At 48.0% G+C, this 18350-nt stretch carries 9 protein-coding genes; 7 read left to right on the top strand and 2 right to left on the bottom strand.

The annotated features are described in order from the left end of the window. Window positions 1–368: 368 nt before the first annotated feature. Both WBA89_RS14580 and WBA89_RS14575 read left to right on the top strand, forming a co-directional pair. Entirely contained in the window at window positions 369–4928 is a 4560-nt protein-coding gene (locus WBA89_RS14580) for a response regulator (protein WP_424407549.1), read from the top strand. A gap of 305 nt (window positions 4929–5233) precedes the next feature. Further along, window positions 5234–5494, top strand: coding sequence for a hypothetical protein (locus tag WBA89_RS14575; RefSeq protein ID WP_424407547.1), 261 nt, complete (start codon window positions 5234–5236; stop codon window positions 5492–5494). 60 nt (window positions 5495–5554) lie between these two features. Here the strand turns inward: WBA89_RS14575 and WBA89_RS14570 are convergent, their stop codons facing one another. Further along, complete coding sequence (locus WBA89_RS14570; RefSeq protein ID WP_424407545.1) at window positions 5555–7216, bottom strand: ArnT family glycosyltransferase; 1662 nt, start codon at window positions 7214–7216, stop codon at window positions 5555–5557. A gap of 192 nt (window positions 7217–7408) precedes the next feature. On the opposite strand from WBA89_RS14570, the gene WBA89_RS14565 reads away from it, so the two are divergent. From WBA89_RS14565 to WBA89_RS14550, 4 genes are all read left to right on the top strand, one after another. Then, window positions 7409–8902, top strand: coding sequence for a hypothetical protein (locus WBA89_RS14565; protein WP_424407543.1), 1494 nt, complete (start codon window positions 7409–7411; stop codon window positions 8900–8902). A gap of 580 nt (window positions 8903–9482) precedes the next feature. Next, window positions 9483–9902 (top strand): hypothetical protein, encoded by a 420-nt coding sequence (locus WBA89_RS14560; protein ID WP_424407541.1) that lies wholly within the window; start codon window positions 9483–9485, stop codon window positions 9900–9902. A gap of 100 nt (window positions 9903–10002) precedes the next feature. Then, the gene (locus WBA89_RS14555) at window positions 10003–10140 is read left to right on the top strand and encodes a hypothetical protein (RefSeq protein ID WP_424407539.1); all 138 of its coding nucleotides are present in this window, start codon (window positions 10003–10005) and stop codon (window positions 10138–10140) included. Window positions 10141–11136: 996 nt separating this feature from the next. After that, on the top strand, window positions 11137–14328 hold the full coding sequence (locus tag WBA89_RS14550; RefSeq protein ID WP_424407537.1) for a DUF4347 domain-containing protein: 3192 nt from the start codon (window positions 11137–11139) through the stop codon (window positions 14326–14328). Window positions 14329–14892: 564 nt separating this feature from the next. Here the strand turns inward: WBA89_RS14550 and WBA89_RS14545 are convergent. Further along, entirely contained in the window at window positions 14893–15039 is a 147-nt protein-coding gene (locus tag WBA89_RS14545; protein ID WP_424407535.1) for a hypothetical protein, read from the bottom strand. A 68-nt stretch (window positions 15040–15107) separates the two neighbouring features. Between WBA89_RS14545 and WBA89_RS14540 the strand changes: the two genes are divergently transcribed. After that, the gene (locus WBA89_RS14540; RefSeq protein WP_424407532.1) at window positions 15108–18308 is read left to right on the top strand and encodes a DUF4347 domain-containing protein; all 3201 of its coding nucleotides are present in this window, start codon (window positions 15108–15110) and stop codon (window positions 18306–18308) included. The last annotated feature ends 42 nt before the right edge of the window (window positions 18309–18350 follow it).

Genomic DNA, 18350 nt, shown 5'->3' with positions numbered 1-18350 from the left:
CCGATCGTCAGTTTATCACTCTCCGGCGATCGGTTGTGCATAATTAAGGCAACCAACACTTCGGACAGTTTTCAATCGCTAACGGTATAATCAGGGTTTCAGGCTTTCGTCAAGCTCGGATACAAACGGTAGAATGGCACTTTCAGGCTCTCATTCAAAAACTGTCCGAAGTATTGGGCAACTAAAGATGTGAAAATACTACACTGATGTGGGGGCGACATACCGGATATCTTGGAAATACCAAGGACTTTTGCCAGTGGGCCCAAAACAGTTAAAATATGCAGGCCCTGTCGAGCCAATGCTAAACAACCTACGTCTCAAATCTCCCCAGGCTAGTTGCCTAGTAGCACTGTGAGGGGGGCGACGCCATGCAACTCCGAAAAAAAACACTATTAATCATCGGTGCAGCTCTAATCAGCCTGATTCTGGTTCTCTATGCCACTGCATCAACTATTTTGCTGCACGATTTTCAAAATCTTGAGGCCCAGTACGTCCGCCAGGATGTGGCGCGGGCTTTGGATGCCCTAGATGACGACTTGTCGAATCTAGACACGATCGCCCAAGACTACGCCGAGTGGGACGATACTTACTCTTTTGTTGATACACAAAATGAGGCTTTTGTCAAGTCAAATTTCGTCGATTCGACATTTACTTCCTTGAGACTAAACTTGTTGCTGCTGCTGGACTCCAGCGGTCAGACGATTTTTAGCAAAGGTTTCGACCTGAAGTCCCAAACCGAAGTGCCGATTCCCGAAAACTTGAAACAGCACTTGATTGAGGCGCTGCTAGAACCCTCGACACCGCAGGGCGATCGCCTTTCGGGAAAAGCAGGCGTCATTACCCTCCCAGAAGCTAGGCTGCTAATTTCTTCGAGACCGATCGTCAACAGCAACGCGATCGGCCCGTCGCGCGGGACGCTGATCCTGGGACGCTACCTCGACAGCAGCGAAATCGGTTTGCTTTCGGAACTGACTCACCTGTCAGTGGATTTTCGATTGCCGAGTTTGGATTTTAAAGTGGGTTCTGCGAACTACTCCAAACCGGGCGCTAAGCCGATCGCCCGATCGAGCCTAGAGTTGGAAAATATCAAACTCAAAATTTCCAACCTCAAATCAGTAGAAATTTTAGTCGAACCAGTCAGCGACAACGTAGTCGCAGGATACGCGCTGATTCGCGACATCCGAGGCAACCTGGCTCTGCTGCTGCGAGTAGAGGCAGACCGGATCATCTACCGCCAAGGTCAGGCTACCTTGGGCCTGTTTACCCTATCAATACTGGCAGTAGGTTTAGTATTTAGCGCGATCGCCCTGCTGTTGCTAGAAAACTTAGTGTTGGCGAGATTGGCCGATTTAAGCACCAGCGTCAGCAACATCGGAGACAACGGAGACCCAGACTTGCGCGTTCATATGAGCGGAAAAGATGAACTCGCAAGCCTGGCCGGCGCCATCAACAAAATGCTAGAAGCCTTGGGCAATTCTCAAGTCGAACGCGAGGAAAGCGAAGACCGCTATCGGTTGATGGCCGAAAACTCAACCGACATGATCACCAGACACAACCCCGAAGGCGTGTTTCTTTACGTATCGCCCGCCAGCCAAGCTTTGCTCGGATACGAACCTTCAGAACTCGTCGGCGCGATCCCCAACGATTATTTTCACCCAGACGATTTAGAAACCATCGCCAAAGCTCACTCAAAAGTCCTGGCGCTTCCAGTTACTTACACCGTCAGCTACCGCATCCGCCGCAAAGACGGTAAATACATTTGGTTTGAAACCACCAGCCGCACGATCCGCGATCGGGAAACTGGTGCGGTGCAAGAAATTATCGGCATTTCCCGCGACATCAGCGTCCGCAAGCAAACAGAACAAGAACTGCGAGAAAGCGAAGCTGCAATTAAAGCTTTGTACCAAGTGATTTCGGCTCCCCGTACAGACCCGCAGGGCCTCGTCTCTACCTTTGATTTGCGCCTCCAAGAACTGCTGGTGATGGGATGCCGGCAGTTGGGTCTGTCCGTGGGAATTTTGTCGCGCATTCAAGGCGACAAATATCAAATCATGGCTGTTGAGTGTCCCGACGGGTCGATCGAGAAAGCACAAATCTACGACCTCGAAAAAACCTTTTGCGGGACTACAGTAATGGCAAAAGAACCGATGTACTTTGAATCGGCGAGGTTTGCGGCTTTGTGCTTCAACACCGACGATCCGGCATTCAACATCGAAGCGTACATGGGCATTCCGGTCGCGGTGACAGGTGAAGTTTACGGCACTTTGTGCTTCCTTTCTCCAACTCCTCTGACAGAACCGTTCCGAGTTGTAGACAGAGAGTTGGTGAAACTGATGGCTCAGTGGGTGGGAAGCGAACTAGAACGCCAGCAAACAGGCGTAGATTTGGCAAAAGCTCGCGACGAAGCACTGGCGGCTACCAAAGCCAAGAGCGAATTTTTAGCCACCATGAGCCACGAAATTCGCACTCCGATGAACGGAGTCATCGGCATGACCGGTTTGCTGTTGGATACCTGCTTAACTCGCGAACAGCGCGATTTTGTAGAAACTATCCGCAGCAGCGGCGATGCCTTGCTGACGCTGATCAACGATATTCTAGATTTCTCGAAAATTGAGTCGGGCAAATTGGACTTGGAGGAACATCCGTTTGACATCCGCTCTTGCATTGAGGAATCTCTTGACTTGGTAGCTACCAAGGCGGCACAAAAAAAACTGGAATTGGGTTACTTGATCGATCGCTCGGTACCGACAACGGCGATCGGCGACAGCGCCCGCTTGAGGCAAATTTTAATCAACTTGCTCAGCAATGCTGTTAAATTTACCGACAGTGGAGAAGTGGTGGTTTCGGCAACGGCAAAAAAAGTTTCAGTGCGGACAAATCCTCAAGAACCGCCAGCAATTAATGGCGAACCGCTAGCAATTAACCAAGCATACGAAATACAATTTGCGGTCAAAGATACGGGGATCGGCATTCGGGGCGAGCGCATGGATCGGCTGTTTAAATCTTTCAGTCAAGTTGATTCTTCAACAAGCCGGCACTACGGCGGTACCGGATTGGGTTTGGCAATTAGCAAGCGTTTGGCCAAAATGATGGGAGGCAGGATGTGGGTGGAAAGTATGGGTTGTATTGCGGGCAATCCTCCCGCAGATTTTAAAGCGGCAGTTTTTGAGTTGGGATGGGGAGAATCTTGTGAAATTGCTGAAAAATATTGCTCTAACAAATCTGTACTCAGCACCAAGCCGATCGACCAAAATCCCCAATCCGTCGGCTCTACTTTTTATTTCAGCACGATCGTTGGTGGCTGCAACAGTTCCTTGCCAGTTAACTCGAGCAATTCTCAACCGGAATTAGCAGGCAAGCGAGTCTTAATTGTCGATGACAATGCCACCAACCGCCAAATTTTGACCCTGCAAGCTCAGTCTTGGGGAATGGTGGCTAGAGCTTCAGCTTCGGCTCGTTTGGCTTTAGATTGGCTCGCTGCTAAAGAGGTGTTTGACTTAGCAGTTTTGGATATGCAAATGCCGGAAATGGACGGGTTGGCTTTAGCTGCACAAATTCGCCAGTATCCTGATTGCGAAAAGTTGCCCTTAGTGATGCTAACTTCGATCGGCAGACAAGAAATTAACAACTCTGCGATTGAGGTGAATTTTTCTGCTTTTTTGAACAAGCCGATCAAACAATCTCAGCTTTACAATGTTTTAATCAATATTTTTGAGGAACAACAAGTAACTGAAATTAGAGGGCAGCGCACTTTTCTCGGGCCTTTCCTCCAAAGCATACCCGTACTGGCAGACCGCTTACCCCTGCGGATTCTGTTGGCTGACGATCATTTGGTGAATCAGAAGGTGGCTTTGCAAATTTTGCAGCGGATGGGGTATCGCGCGGATGTGGCGGGAAACGGTATCGAAGTGCTCGAAGCCTTGGACCGCCAGCCCTACGATGTGGTGTTGATGGACGTGCAAATGCCGCAAATGGACGGTTTGGAAGCTACGCGCCGCATCCGCGAGGTATTTTCAGCAGATTTCACTTCAGAAAATCCTGCTGAAGAAGAGGTATTTTCAGCAATTGACGAGCAGTTTAAAAATCTAAAATCCACAGGAAATCCCACTGAAAAATCAGAAATTTCAATCAATGGCGAGCAATCTCGCAATCACAAATCACAAATCGAACATCGAAAATTGACAGATGAGCAATCTGGCAATCACAAATCACAAATCGAACCTCGAAAATTGACTCGCCCTTGGATTGTGGCGATGACGGCAAATGCGATGCAGGGCGATCGCGAAGAGTGCATGGCTGCTGGGATGGACGACTATTTGAGCAAGCCGATCGAAATTGAGCAGTTAGTGCGAGCTTTGAGGGCGTGTAAATCTCGCTCGCGCACAGAGTTGGATTGCTCCGAGGAGATTGTTTGTGTAAACTCGCAGGTTGAACAGATCGGAGAAACAAGTGAATTAGAAGTGCGATCGAATGCGATTGTTGCGGAAAATGCACAACTGATAATTCCCAATTCGCCCGCAGTCGCCCGGTGCGGTGAATCAAATCTCGATCGGGCTTTGTCTGAGGGCTGCGATTGTCTGAGTGCCAAGATTATAGAAGGATTGCGAGATGTGGAAGCTTTGGACGAGGCGATCGAGATTTACCTCGAAACAGCTCCCGAACTGCTGCGAGGCATCTCTACGGCGATCGGGAGCGCCGATCCGCTGGCTTTGCGGCGAGATGCTCACTCTTTGAAGTCGATTAGCGGTACTCTCGGTGCTTTTCCTTTGTTTGAGCTGTGCGAGCAACTCGAAATCATGGGCCGCATCGGAATAGAAGCCAACCGAGCTTTACCTGCTCCAGCTTGCGAGCTTTTAAAACAGGTTGAGGCCGAGTATCAAAGAGTCGAAACGGCATTGAAAATAGAAAGGCAGTCTGTTGATGGTTAAGTAATATCAATTCCGGTTGCACTCAAACCGGAATTGTTGACTGTTGACTGTTTGCTCGTTACCAGGCTCTGCCTGGTAATGCAGATCCGGAGGCTCTGCCTCCTTTTGCTCGTTATATCGTTTCCGGTTGCATCGGAATGATTTAACCGCAGAGAACACAGAGTACACAGAGTCCGAGAATATATATCTGAATCATTCCGATGAAGAGAGGATTTGATATTACCAGGCTCTGCCTGGTAACGAGCAATCGCTTAAGTTATTAAATTTTCATTCCTATTGAACCAAAAACCAACGACATACATATTATGGATTACAATCTAATTGCTAAAATAGTAATATTCTCTGTATCAATACCTTTTACTTTTTACATTGCTTACGCTGCGAAAGTAGCCCTCAATCTCAACCTCGATCTATTCGGGGCTGGGCACACTCCTGCTAAGTTAGAAAAGCTATCCGGTGGCATAATTAAATGTCAGTGGTTCCCTAATCCTCACCACTGCCCCGGACACAATCATGTTAAATATTCAGTCCAGGACGCATCAAAACCCAATAAACCGGGTTTTTGATGGCTTTTGTGTGCTGCAATTAAATTTTATGGTTAAAAACCGGGTTTGTGACTGGCAAACTTATTTTCGTGTTACTAAAACCCAATCCTCGGCTGTTTTTACAACCTCAGCATTCTGCAAATCTAGATGTTTGAGGACAGGTTTTTCTAACAGAAAATAAGGTTGCGGGAGAGATTGCCATTTCTGTTTCAGTGTAGGCGCGTCGGCGACAATAACTTGCCTCTGGCTGTAAAAATTTAGCGACGGACGCGGGAGGCGGTGAGAAGTAAAAACATCTTGGCCGATGGGGGTTCCTTCGCGGACAATTTGGGCGATCGGCTTAACTGGATAATCCTCCGCCAGTTCCCAAACCCAGTTATCGGAAGCGACAAATACCAGCAGCGAGACGTAAGTTCCCCAAATTAAAACTAATAAAAATTGTCTGTCTTTGTTGTGCAGCAAGACGGCCGCCAGTGTCATTGTCAAAGCTACAAACATCATCATTAACTGCAAGTCTTGCTGGGGAGATACAATTTGTCCCCCAATCGGTATTAAGCCGCTGAAGTACGCGCAACCGACTACAGCCACCACCGCCAGTATTGCCAAAATTGCGGGATGAGGCAAAAAAGATATAGCATCAAAACGTTCTTCTGCTTCATCTTCGATCGGCTCTGACGGCAGCGACATTTGCTCCCAAACTTCCGCGAAATAACTGCCAACGGCTAAAGCAAAAGCTGGATAAATTGGCAAAACATACCAAGGCAATTTCGTATTCATCACGGAAATAGCCAGCAGATATACTCCTGTCCAAACTAAGACTAATTTCGGGCCGGGAAAATTGCGATTTTCCCAACTCAAATACAGCCCTTGCAGATAAAATAACTGCCACGGCCAAGCTGATTCTAAAATTTCTAAAAGATAATACCAGGGCGGGCCTTTGTGATTGCTTACTGGTTCCCAAATGCGCCGGAAAGATTGGTTTAGCAAGTTGGCGTTGATGAAATCTTGGCCGTAGTGCAGCCATTGGGCAAAATACCAACCAGCTACGGGGAAAGTTCCGATCGCCAATCCGCCCCAAAGATAGCCAGAAGTGAGGAGTCGCGGGGTATCCCAAACCAGGAAAACTAAGCCGATCGCGCCCAGCAGCAGCCCCAACATCACGCCCTTAGTCAAACAAATGAGTCCGAACCCGATCCCCGCCCCCAAGGCGTAGCGCAAGTCGCGGCGCGATCGCAACAAACACCACATCGATGCCAGCAAAAAACACAAAACTGCTCCGTCTAACATCGCCAAACGTCCGTGCCGCACTACCGGAAGCAGCGTCAGATAAACGAGAGCCGAAAAAATGGCGATCGAGCGCTGCGGAAACAGCTCCCTGCCAATGGCGTAAAGCAGGGGCACTGAAGCCGCCGTCAGCATCGCCGGTACCAACCTCGCCGTCAATTCGCTGACGCCGAAGTTGGCAAAACACAGTCCGATCAGCCAGTGTACCAGCGGCGGTTTGTTGAAATAAGGCACGGAGCCGATCGTCGGATACAGCCAATTTAAATTGCCGCGCCAAATTTCGCGGCTTACCTGCGCTGCAATCCCTTCATCCCAATCCCGCAACGCCGGGCCGCCGAGATTGAGCCCGAAAATCAGCACTGCAGCCAACAGCAAAGCCAGCATCCACAGTTTGTCTGTCCTACTGTCATTCAAGCGAGTTTTCGGTTTGGCACCGGAGAATGGCAAGATTTTTGACATAAGTTAAACCCTTGAAGAATTGAAGAATTGAAGAATTGAAGAATTGAAGAATTGAGAATCACTATAAATTAAGGGTTGCGATCGCGGGCTGGGGCGGTTGGATGCTTTTGAGAGACGGGTGTTAATAGAGGTTTTAGCGCCGCAAACAGCAGGTAAACTTAGACAGCAGTTATTTGCGACAAGGAAAATACCGTGAACTTGCCTGTAATTATAGATATTATCATTGGCTTAGTGTTTATCTACCTGACTTTAAGCTTGCTAGCTTCAGAAATTCAGGAACTGATTGCTACTGTTTTGCAGTGGCGGGCGGAACATTTAAAAAAATCGATCGAAGTGCTGATTTCTAGCGGCGGCGAAGGCGCGAAAGAGCCGCTACAATTTCAGCGAGTCGAACAATTTGCCAATGCGATCTACGCCAATCCGATTATCAAGGATTTGAATCAGGGAGCCAAAGGGATTTTCTCCCAAGGATTTCGATCTGTTACGCACCGCATGGGTGATTTTTACCGCCTGCTGACTCGCACCAAAAATGTTTTCGGCAATCAATCAACAGGCCCTTCTTATATTCCACCTGAGAGTTTTTCGGCTAGCCTTTTGGATACTTTAAAAATTTCTATTTCGATCCGAGCTATATCTAAAGCCAGATTGGAAAGATTTAAAGATTTACAGTTGGCACAAATTCAAGCGATTAGCAATCATTTGAATCTGCCGGAGTCTGCAAAACCGATTGTCGAACAAGCATTTAGCTGGCTGACTGCGGAGTTCGATCGAGTTGTTGAAGATTATAAAAAAGATTTGGCGAGTTTGAACAACAGTTTGGATCGGATGTCGGAAAAATTAGGATTTTATATTAATGATTCTCAGGTTTATCTGCCAGAAACTGAGCTAGGAGGGAGAAATTTTCAAAGACAGATGGCATTTATTAAGGCTAGTTTTGATAGCGAATACGAGCGGGAGGCGCTGCGATCGCAACTGGAACCGAGTTTGAGCAATCTGTTAAATAGTGTTAGGAACATTAAAAAAACTCAGGACAGGGTAGCAGAAGTTATGGAGGAGCAAGAAAACAGTTTGATGTACCAAGAAATTCAAGAAATCTTGGGCATTATGCCAGAATCTTTGAAACGCAGCCTTTATATTTTAGCGCAGCGCGCTGAAAAAGGAGGCGGAGATAGTCAAGAACAGTTGCAGCGGTTTCAGCAAGAAATTGAAACTTGGTTCGACCAATCGATGCAGCGGGCTTCTGGCGTTTACAAGCGAAATGCTAGAGGGGTGGCGATTTTGCTCGGAATTGCGATCGCGATTGCTGCTAATGCTGATAGCGTTAATATTGTTAATCGGCTGTCGAAGGATTCGATGCTGCGATCGACTGTTAATTTGTATGCTCAGCAGTTGGTAGAAAAAAATGCTAACACTAAATTAGATAATTTAACAAATCTGACCAAAGTTCAACGGGATGTCGATCGAGCTTTGGATAATGTAGCTCTACCTTTGGGATGGAGCGAACCGAACAGGTTATACACAGACGCGCAGGGTAATTTATTGTTGCCGGCTTTCATGGCAAAATTGTTTGGTTGGATATTGAGCGGCGTAGCTATTTCAATGGGAGCTAGTTTTTGGTTCGAGGCGCTCAACAAGATTGTTAATATTCGCAATGCAGGGAAGAAACCGCCATCTGCTGACGACTAATATCAAATTCTCTCTTCATCGGAATAGTAAATTAACGGTTAATACCATTTTTCTAAAGATGTGGTATGAATGAAGTCCGAAGCCCCCCCTTAGCAAGGGGGGGTTGGGGGGGTAATGTCTAGCGCTACTTTATGAAATTGGTATAACTGTTGACTGTTAACCGTTAACAGTTAACAGTTCACAGTTAACAGTTAACATCACCAGAAGTGCAACCGGAATTAATATGATACATTTACGCGCGCCACAGACTCTCAGACAATTTGAGATTTGAGATTTGAGATTTGGGATAGGATCGATCGCCCAACGCTTTGGAGGACGGGCTGCCGAGTTGTATTCAGGTTTGAAAGTGGTGCTACCTACAGGATACAAGAACCATCGGTAATTACGGGCCACTCGCCAATTCGGGAAAATACGAAAAATATAAATTCCGTGCGATCGCGGATGGCAGCGCCAAACAAATAGGCGAAACTAATAAAAGGGTTACATGGACACGAGCAACACAAACAAGGTCGCTGCCAGTTTCCTGCGATTTGACTCCCAGGGTGCATCTACCATTCAGCACCCTTTTGGAGGAAGGAATATGTTCACTTCTTTGACAGAAACCAATCCTGCCTCGGAATACCCAAATGCCCCATCCAAAAGCTTTGTATTCAACGATTCCAGCATTGATGCCGGGAGATATTTTGTCTCTGAGATTTTGGTGGCGCTGGCATTAATTTTCGTCAAGTTTAGTCGCTGTAATGGCATCGAGAAAGTTACCTCGATACTGCAAAAATATGCCTCTATCTTTGGAGAGATTGACAAATTTTGGACAATTTCTAGCAGCACTTCAGATTACCTCGAACGCTGCAAAAGCCAATTACCAACACTCCAGAAAATACTCGCCCACGAAGAAACCGGGTTTTTTTCACCGAATTTGCAGGTGCCCAGCCAGTATTTTGGCACAGTTGCCGATCGACCAAAGCGGATCGGGTTCGTGTTATGCCGATCGAGATACTGACACACTCGGCAACAGCACGGCGGGCGATCGACTGTTTGCTAGCTAATAAGGAGAGTCATGTAATTGAGGGTGTGGAACGTGCTAAGGGCAACAAAATGGAATGCAACAGTCATCAGCCGAAATTCTCACAAGGTTGATAGCGCCGACAGAAGTCCTCGAAGTGCCCGCGCCAGCACACAAACAACTCGTGAAGCGAAGCTATCCCGAAGGGAATCGCCAGCAATTAACCCATACTTAACAGCAGACTGTTTTGAATGTTAGTAAATGCCACAACACAATCAGCATCTGTGTTTTATAGCCTTTCGAGCGTAACGTGAGGTACTCTCGCGGGCATAGGGCATGGGCCCGCGCAGGGCATGGGGCAAACCGGCCAAACCGGCCAAGCAGGGCATACCTCACCAAGCTTGAGAACCGCTATATATTCTTTCTCAGAAAGATGAGGTACTGTCGGGCATAGGTCAAACCGGGCATAGGGCAAACCGGCCAAACCGGCCAAACCGGCCAAACCGGCCAAACCGGGCATAGGGCTATCCTCACTTTTTTGAGAAAGGCTATATATTCTTTTTTAATTGTCTGAATTATTCAAAATCAATCATATAATTTATCTTGAATAACTAGATAAAATAGACATTCCAATAATTGTGTATTTGGGATACTGCTTGCTCTTAATAGGCTTTTGACGATAATTTTAATACAAGTATGGACGGGAAATAACCGCCTCAGCCCGGAGCATCTTCTTGGGCAAAAAAAAATTATATAAGGCGAACGTCCGCAGTTGCTAGACGGTCGAACCCGTGGGAAACCGGGCGATTTTGCACGTATTAACATACAACAAAGATGCTCCCTGTCGGTCTATCCAAAGTATTAAATCCCAATCAAAATACTAAATCTAAGTTAGAGGAGTTACTCAGTAAGAAATTACCCGGAAACCCATGACCTAATGCCTGTAATTATCGGTATCCCCAGCCAAATAAGGCTAGAAAAATCCTGCTAAAAACAAGCAGGATTTTTTTTTGATTCCCGATATCTGTGTTATATTTTGCTAACAATTACGACCAAAAACTCGGTTAACTACAAGCAGAGACGAGTGAAGTCCGGAAAAAAAATAAATTAAAAATATCAGTTAAAAATCTTGCTTTATTCCAAACAATGATGTTAATATGTATTCAAACAAGGCTGATAAGATTGCTCCAGGGATGTATCTACCAATAACGTCCATAATGGAGTATCAAATATGAGTTCTGCGTTCGCTCAAGTTAACTCAAAATCTTCTCTTGAAAAACTGCCCCCGCGTTCCTTAGTCTTCATTGATTCCGGCGTGGAAGATTACGAGTCAATTGCAGCAGGAGTGCTGCCGGGACAGCAGGTAGTGATACTCGATCGCACCAAAAACGGTATCGAACAAATCTCCTCTGAAATTGAAAAATACGCCTCTAGCAACGGGGCGATCGATTCGGTTCACATCATTTCTCACGGTAGTTCTGGCAGCGTACAACTGGGTAATACCGCTCTGGGTTCAGATAACATCGAGCAATACAAAAACCAGTTGGAAAAGTGGCAGAGTTCACTAGCCCCGCAAGCAGACATCATGCTGTACGGCTGCGACGTAGCATCCGGTACAGGCGCTAATTTCGTTGACAAACTCAGCCAACTAACGGGAGCTGACGTTGCCGCATCCACCAACATCACCGGCAAAAACGGCGACTGGAATTTAGAATTTGCTAAGGGTCAAATTGAATCGGATTTAGCCTTGGAGCCGGAGGCAATGGCAAATTACCGAGGCGATTTAGCTACTATCGTGGTCAGCAACAATAGCGATAGCGGGCCCGGTTCGTTGAGGGCTGCGATCGCATCCGCTGCTGCCGGCGATACCATTACCTTCGCTCCCGGTTTGGCGAACCAAACCATCACCCTTACCAGCGGCCAACTCAATATTCCTGTTGGCAAAAACATCACGATTGATGGCGCAGCAGCAGCGGGTTTAACCATCAGCGGCAACAACGCATCCCGCGCCTTTTTTGTCAATGCAAATGTGGCGACTGCTACAAGTTTTGCAGTCAAAAATCTCTCTATTGTCAACGGCAAAACTGCGGATCGAGGCGGCGCGATCGGCACAACCGACGAAGTAAGCCTCACAGTAGATAATGTTCAGTTCAACAACAACGTCGCTGATAAAGGTGGCGGTGCAATTTTTGGGAATTTCAACAATACTCTGATAGTAAACAACAGTAAATTCAACGGCAACGTAGCCACCGCAGGTAACGATGAACGGGGTGCAGGTGCGATCGGCTTTTTGAGTTCCAAAGCTATTACAGTCACCAACAGCGACTTCACCAACAACAAAGGAATTAACGGCGGGGCAATTAACAGCCTTCAGGGCAAGTTAACAATTGAAAACTCCCGATTCATCGGCAACGACACCACCGGAGCCACTTTCGCCACAGGTCAGCCCAATGACTTCTTAAGAGGTTTTGGTGGCGCAGTTTACACAGACAGAGCCAGTTCTACAACTGAAGCTTCCGGCACAATTCGGATTAGTGGTAGCGTATTTCAAGACAATAAAGGTCGAGGTGAAGGAGGTGCAGCTTATCTGTTCACCGGCAACCAAGACAAGGTAATTTTGGAAAACAGCACCTTCCAAAATAACGAAATTCTGGCGCTACCCAACGGTGGAAGTCCTGGAAACGGTGGTGGTGTAACGAATTTGAGCGGCAGCACCAATCAGGGATTGACCATTACCAACACCACCTTTGCTGGCAACAAAGCCAATAATCAAGGTGGTGGCCTGTGGACACGCAATGCCCCTGCTACGATTACTAACAGTACGTTTTCTGGCAACTCCACCGCGTTTGCTGCTGGTGATTTCAACAAACTCGGCGGTGGCATGACTCTGGGTGCACCCACAACTATTGTCAACACGACGATCGCCGATAATAGCGCCGGCTGGGTTGGTGGAGGTATCTTCGCCGCTGCCAATAATGTCACCCTCAAAAACACGATTCTTGCCAACAATACAGCGGCTAACGGAGGAAACCCTTGGGGAATTAACCAACACGTCACCGACGAATACGCCGATGGAGGAGGGAATTTTCAGTGGCCCGTGATTAGCACCGATATCAAGGCGACGGCCAGCGTGACGGTGGCAGATCCCTTACTCGGCCCACTGCAAAACATCAACGGCGCTTTCGTCAGGCCCCTGCTGACAGGAAGTCCGGCCATTGACAAAGGAGTACCAAGCGGCGCACCAGCTACGGATCAGCGCGGCCAGACTCGCCCTCAAGATGGTGATACCATTCCAGGGGCGATCGTGGACAGCGGTTCTTTTGAATTCGGAGGTAGTGTCGTCCCCACACCGACTCCGACTCCCACACCGACGCCCGCGCCGACTCCAACTCCCACACCGACTCCCGCGCCGACTCCGACGCCCGCGCCGACTCCAACTCCGCCGGCAGATGGTTCCCCTTTCGATGGTCTCAACGCCCCGGAACTCGACTCTGGTGCGATCGTCCCCAACCCAGCCCAACAAACTCTCAACGGCGGTAACACAGACGATTTCATCATGGGCAGCGGCATCAACGAGTCGATTAACGGACTTGTTGGCAATGACACCCTCTACGGCATGGGCGGCAACGACAACATCGACGGCGGCATCGGTAACGATTCCATCTTCGGCAATACCGGCAATGATTTCATTCAAGGCGGCGCCGGCAACGATACCGTCTACGCCGGCAAAGATAATGACACTGTTGTTGGCGGAGAAGGCGACGACTTTTTGAGAGGAGATTTAGGCCAAGATACTGTTGCCGGCGGCTTTGGCAGCGACACCATTTTTGGCGGCAAAGATGACGATATCTTGCTGGGCGAAGATGGTGACGACGAGCTTTTTGGCAACTTAGGAAATGACACAATTAATGCTGGCAACGGCAACGATATTGCCTTCGGAAATCAAGGTGCAGACTTGATGTTTGGTAAGGCTGGAAATGACACGCTTTACGGCGGCAAAGACAGCGATAGTCTCGATGGCGGTGAGGACAACGACTTGCTGTTCGGCAACAATGAAAATGATACGGTTTACGGCAACACCGGCAACGATACGCTTTACGGTGGCAAGGGTAACGATCTCCTGATCGGCGGTGCTGGCAGCGATTTCCTCAGCGGCGATATTGGGGACGATACTTTGACCGGCGGTTCGGGTAGTGATGTGTTTTTCCTCACTAAAAGTGCGGGCAGCGACATCATTACTGATTTCCGTCAGGGCGAGGATTTAATTGGGTTGGCTCCCGGTTTGAGTTTCAATCAACTCAGCATTACGTCGAGCAACAATCAAACTTTGATTAACGTTACGGGCAGCAATCAATTGTTAGCGACGCTGAACGGTGTTCCCGGTTCTCTCGGCGCTAGCGATTTCACTCAGGTAACTATCTAACTGTCTCTGGTAGGGTGTGCAACGCGCACCTTATACCAATTTCATAAAGTTATGCTACTACCGAAAGTTTGACTCCCCCCCTTTATAAGGGGGGGTGGGGGGGGGTAGATATGTAGGGCTATTTTATGAATTTGGTATTACTAGCAGTGAAATATCGGCTAGGGTGCAGGGCGGGATGAATGTTTTGAGGAGAAAGTAAAGCTTTTCTCCCGCCTGTCACGCCTAGTGTTAGTTACCTAAATTTCGGATTTTTTGGGATTTTTGCGATCGGCAAATACGTCATATCCAATCCGTTAGCATCGGAACTATCGAACCGCGAAGACGCTAATAACGCGAAGGAAGGACGTAAGCTGTTCGGCATTTAAAAGAGGATAGTAGGTGCGGAGCGTACATACGCGGCACGCTAGATTTGCAGGTTTTGCATCCGGGAATATTTACATTATATCGTTTCCGGTTGGATCGGAATTATTTAACCGCAGAGGGCGCAGAGAACACAGAGGAAGACAAGAGAGAGAGGTGAATACAGGACGATGAAGTGCGGATTTGATATTACATTTTATGCGGTTAGTTGCTCGCAAAATCGCAATCTTCACACAGCAAAACTGGCTCGCAGATACAACCGATAAATTGTTGTCTGAGAAAGTAAGTTTTTACCTGAGTTTTAATTCCCCAAATCGCTGATGTTTTAATTCTGCCTGCTGCTTTCAGCATAAAAAAGTTTTCTGTTTTTCGGGTGAATCTACCAGCAAATTACCAACATTCTCATAGGGGTATGCGAAATGAGTTCAAATTTTGCCAGTATTGATTCACAATCTGTTCTGGGCAATTCTCGTCCTAAATCTATTGTCTTTATTGATTCGGGCTTAGATGACTATCAAACTCTTGCGGGCGGCGCGGTTTCCGGCGCTGAAGTCATCATTTTAGATAAAAATGGCAATGGAGTCGAGCAGATTTCTGCTAAACTGCAAACCATCGCTGCTGCGGGCGGAACTTTAGACGAAGTTCACATTTTTTCTCACGGCAATTCTGGCAGTTTGCAGTTAGGTTCTGCGACGTTGAATGCGGATAGTTTGCCGCAATATGCCAGCCAGTTGCAAGGGTGGCGAAATGCGCTGAGCGACAAAGCTGATATTATGCTTTACGGTTGCGATGTGGCTGCGGGTGAGGGGGCTAATTTTGTCGATCGCCTGGGCGAGTTAACCGGGGCTGATATTGCGGCATCTAGCGATCGCACCGGCCGCACTGGTAACTGGAATTTGGAGTTTTCCAAGGGTGATATTGAGGCATCCAGTGCTTTGACTCCAGAGACAATGGCGGATTACCGAGGGACTTTGGCGACTGTTACCGTTACCAACAATAATGATAGCGGGCCCGGTTCTTTGAGAAGTGCGATCGCCTCCGCAGCAGCCGGGGATACAATTCAATTTGCCTCCAGTCTGGCGAATCAAACAATTGCTCTCACTTCCGGTCAACTTGTCATCAACAAAAACTTGACAGTTGATGCAATTGCTGCTAGCAATTTAACCATCAGCGGCAACAACACTTCGCGAGTAATCCTCACCGAAGGTTCAACCAATGTTACTCTAAAAAACCTGATTGTTGCCAACGGCAAAGTCTCTGGAACCGATCCGAATAACGAAACAACTAGCGCTGGCGGCGGCATTTTAACGGGAGGTAACAGCACTTTAACCTTAGAAAATTGCCAAGTTAATAAGAATGTTGCCGGTTACGGCGGCGGCGTTTATACAGGTTTCCGCAGCACGACTACTGTAATTAACAGCAAGTTTAGCGACAATGACGGTTCCCTAGCGGATAATACCGAACGCGGCGGCGGGGCGATCGCCACTAAAAGCGGCGGTTCTTTGACTATCAGAGATAGCGAATTTACCAACAACAAAGGCAGCTACGGCGGGGCTGTTAATAACCTGTTGGGCAGCATGACGATCGAAAACTCTAAATTTACCGGCAACCGCACAGAGAAAGGGGTTGGCGGGGCAGTTTACGTCGATGGCGCTAGCGAATTAACTAATGATGCGATCGGTGGCAACATCATTATTCGCAACAGCACTTTTGACGGCAATATCGGCTCAGGAGAAGGAGGTGCAGCATTTCTGTTTGGCTATCCTCCAGATAAAGTGGTTTTGGAAAACAGCACTTTTATTAACAACAAAGCCGTAAAAAATTCATCGGGAACTGGAGGTTCAGGCGGTGGAGTCCGCCACGGCAATGCCGATTTGACTGTGACAAACAGCACCTTTGCCAACAACACAGCCGACGATAACGGCGGCGGTTTGTGGTTGGGAGAAGATGGAAATGTCAGCATTGTCAACAGCACATTTTCCGGCAACACCGCTGCTAAACAGGGCGGGGGAATAGTTGTCGGCAACAGAGATTCTTTTTCCACTAACATTGTCAATTCGACTTTAGCCAAGAACACGGCTGGGGAGTATTCGGGCGGTATTGCGACTTTTGGAAATCAGCCAATTACTGTCAAAAATTCGATTTTTGATAGCAATACGGCGGGTAATCCTTTTAAAGTTAAATACCAAACTGGAAGAGAACTAATTGACGGGGGAAACAATCTGCAATTTCCCGCTAAACTGACGACGGGCGATCCTAACGATAATAATGTTACGGCAACTGTGACGATCGCCGATCCATTACTCGGCCCTTTGCAAAATATCAACGGCGCTTTCGTGCTACCGCTGCTAGTCGGAAGTCCTGCCATTGATACGGGTACTGGTGCAGGCGCGCCGGCTAAGGATCAGCGCGGTGTGACTCGCCCTGTTGATGGTGATGGTAACGGAAGTTCGATCGTTGATATCGGCGCTTTTGAATTCACAAGTACAGTCACGCCAACTCCCACACCAACGCCAGCGCCAACTCCCACGCCAGCGCCAACTCCAACTCCAACTCCAACTCCCACGCCAGCGCCAACTCCCACGCCCACACCAACTCCCACGCCAACTCCCACACCTATACCAACTCCCACACCGACACCGACAACAGATAATGCGATCGTCGAAACCCTGGCAGCCCCAGAAATCGACCCCGGCAGCATTACTCCGAATCCGGCCCAACAAACTCTCAACGGCGGTGAGGGCCCCGATTTCATCATGGGCAGCGGCATCAACGAGTCAATTAACGGACTTGGCGAAAATGACACCCTCTACGGCATGGGCGGCAGCGACAACATCGACGGCGGCAGCGGTAACGATTCCATCTTCGGCAATACCGGCAATGACTTCATCCAAGGCGGCGCCGACAACGATACCGTCTACGCCGGCAAAGATAATGACACTGTTGTTGGCGGAGAAGGCGACGACTTTTTGAGGGGAGATTTAGGCCAAGATACTGTTGCCGGCGGCTTTGGCAGCGATACCATTTTTGGCGGCAAAGATGACGATATTTTGCTGGGGGAAGATGGCGGCGACGAGCTTTTTGGCAACTTAGGAAATGACACGATTAATGCTGGCAACGGCAACGATATTGCCTTCGGAAACGAAGGTGCAGATTTGATTTTTGGTAAAGCTGGAAATGACACGCTTTACGGCGGCAAAGACAGCGACAGTCTCGGCGGTGGCGATGGTGACGATTTGCTGTTCGGCAACAACGAAAACGATTTGCTCGAAGGTTATACAGGCAACGATACGCTGTACGGCGGCAAAGGAAATGATAGCCTCTTCGGCAATGCTGGTAACGATTTTCTGGCGGGTGATGTAGGAGATGATACTTTGACTGGCGGTTCGGGAAATGATGTATTTCTGCTAACTCCAAGTTTAGGCAGCGATATCATTACGGATTTCCGCCAAGGCGAGGATTTAATTGGGTTAAATTCTGGTTTGAGTTTCAATCAACTAACTATTACTGGCAGCAACAATCAAACTTTGATTAGCGTCACCAGTAGCAATCAATTGTTAGCAAAACTGAACGGTATAGCGCCCGGTACTCTCACCGCTAGCGATTTTATTAGTCAGTAGTTATATCATTTCCGGTTACACCGTCAGGTGATGTTGACTGTT

The sequence above is a fragment of the Microcoleus sp. genome, from assembly GCF_049646505.1.
Lineage (GTDB): Bacteria > Cyanobacteriota > Cyanobacteriia > Cyanobacteriales > Microcoleaceae > Microcoleus.
The sequence above is the reverse complement of the archived record's forward strand: the minus strand, read 5'-3'. Positions and strand labels throughout refer to the sequence as shown.

What these genes read in the sequence shown, in the direction of transcription:
- WBA89_RS14580 (WP_424407549.1), top strand. Translation starts at nt 369, where the DNA reads ATGCAACTCCGAAAAAAAACACTATTAATCATCGGTGCAGCTCTAATC.
- WBA89_RS14575 (WP_424407547.1), top strand. Translation starts at nt 5,234, where the DNA reads ATGGATTACAATCTAATTGCTAAAATAGTAATATTCTCTGTATCAATA.
- WBA89_RS14570 (WP_424407545.1), bottom strand. Translation starts at nt 7,216, where the DNA reads ATGTCAAAAATCTTGCCATTCTCCGGTGCCAAACCGAAAACTCGCTTG.
- WBA89_RS14560 (WP_424407541.1), top strand. Translation starts at nt 9,483, where the DNA reads ATGTTCACTTCTTTGACAGAAACCAATCCTGCCTCGGAATACCCAAAT.
- WBA89_RS14555 (WP_424407539.1), top strand. Translation starts at nt 10,003, where the DNA reads ATGCAACAGTCATCAGCCGAAATTCTCACAAGGTTGATAGCGCCGACA.
- WBA89_RS14550 (WP_424407537.1), top strand. Translation starts at nt 11,137, where the DNA reads ATGAGTTCTGCGTTCGCTCAAGTTAACTCAAAATCTTCTCTTGAAAAA.
- WBA89_RS14545 (WP_424407535.1), bottom strand. Translation starts at nt 15,039, where the DNA reads ATGCTGAAAGCAGCAGGCAGAATTAAAACATCAGCGATTTGGGGAATT.
- WBA89_RS14540 (WP_424407532.1), top strand. Translation starts at nt 15,108, where the DNA reads ATGAGTTCAAATTTTGCCAGTATTGATTCACAATCTGTTCTGGGCAAT.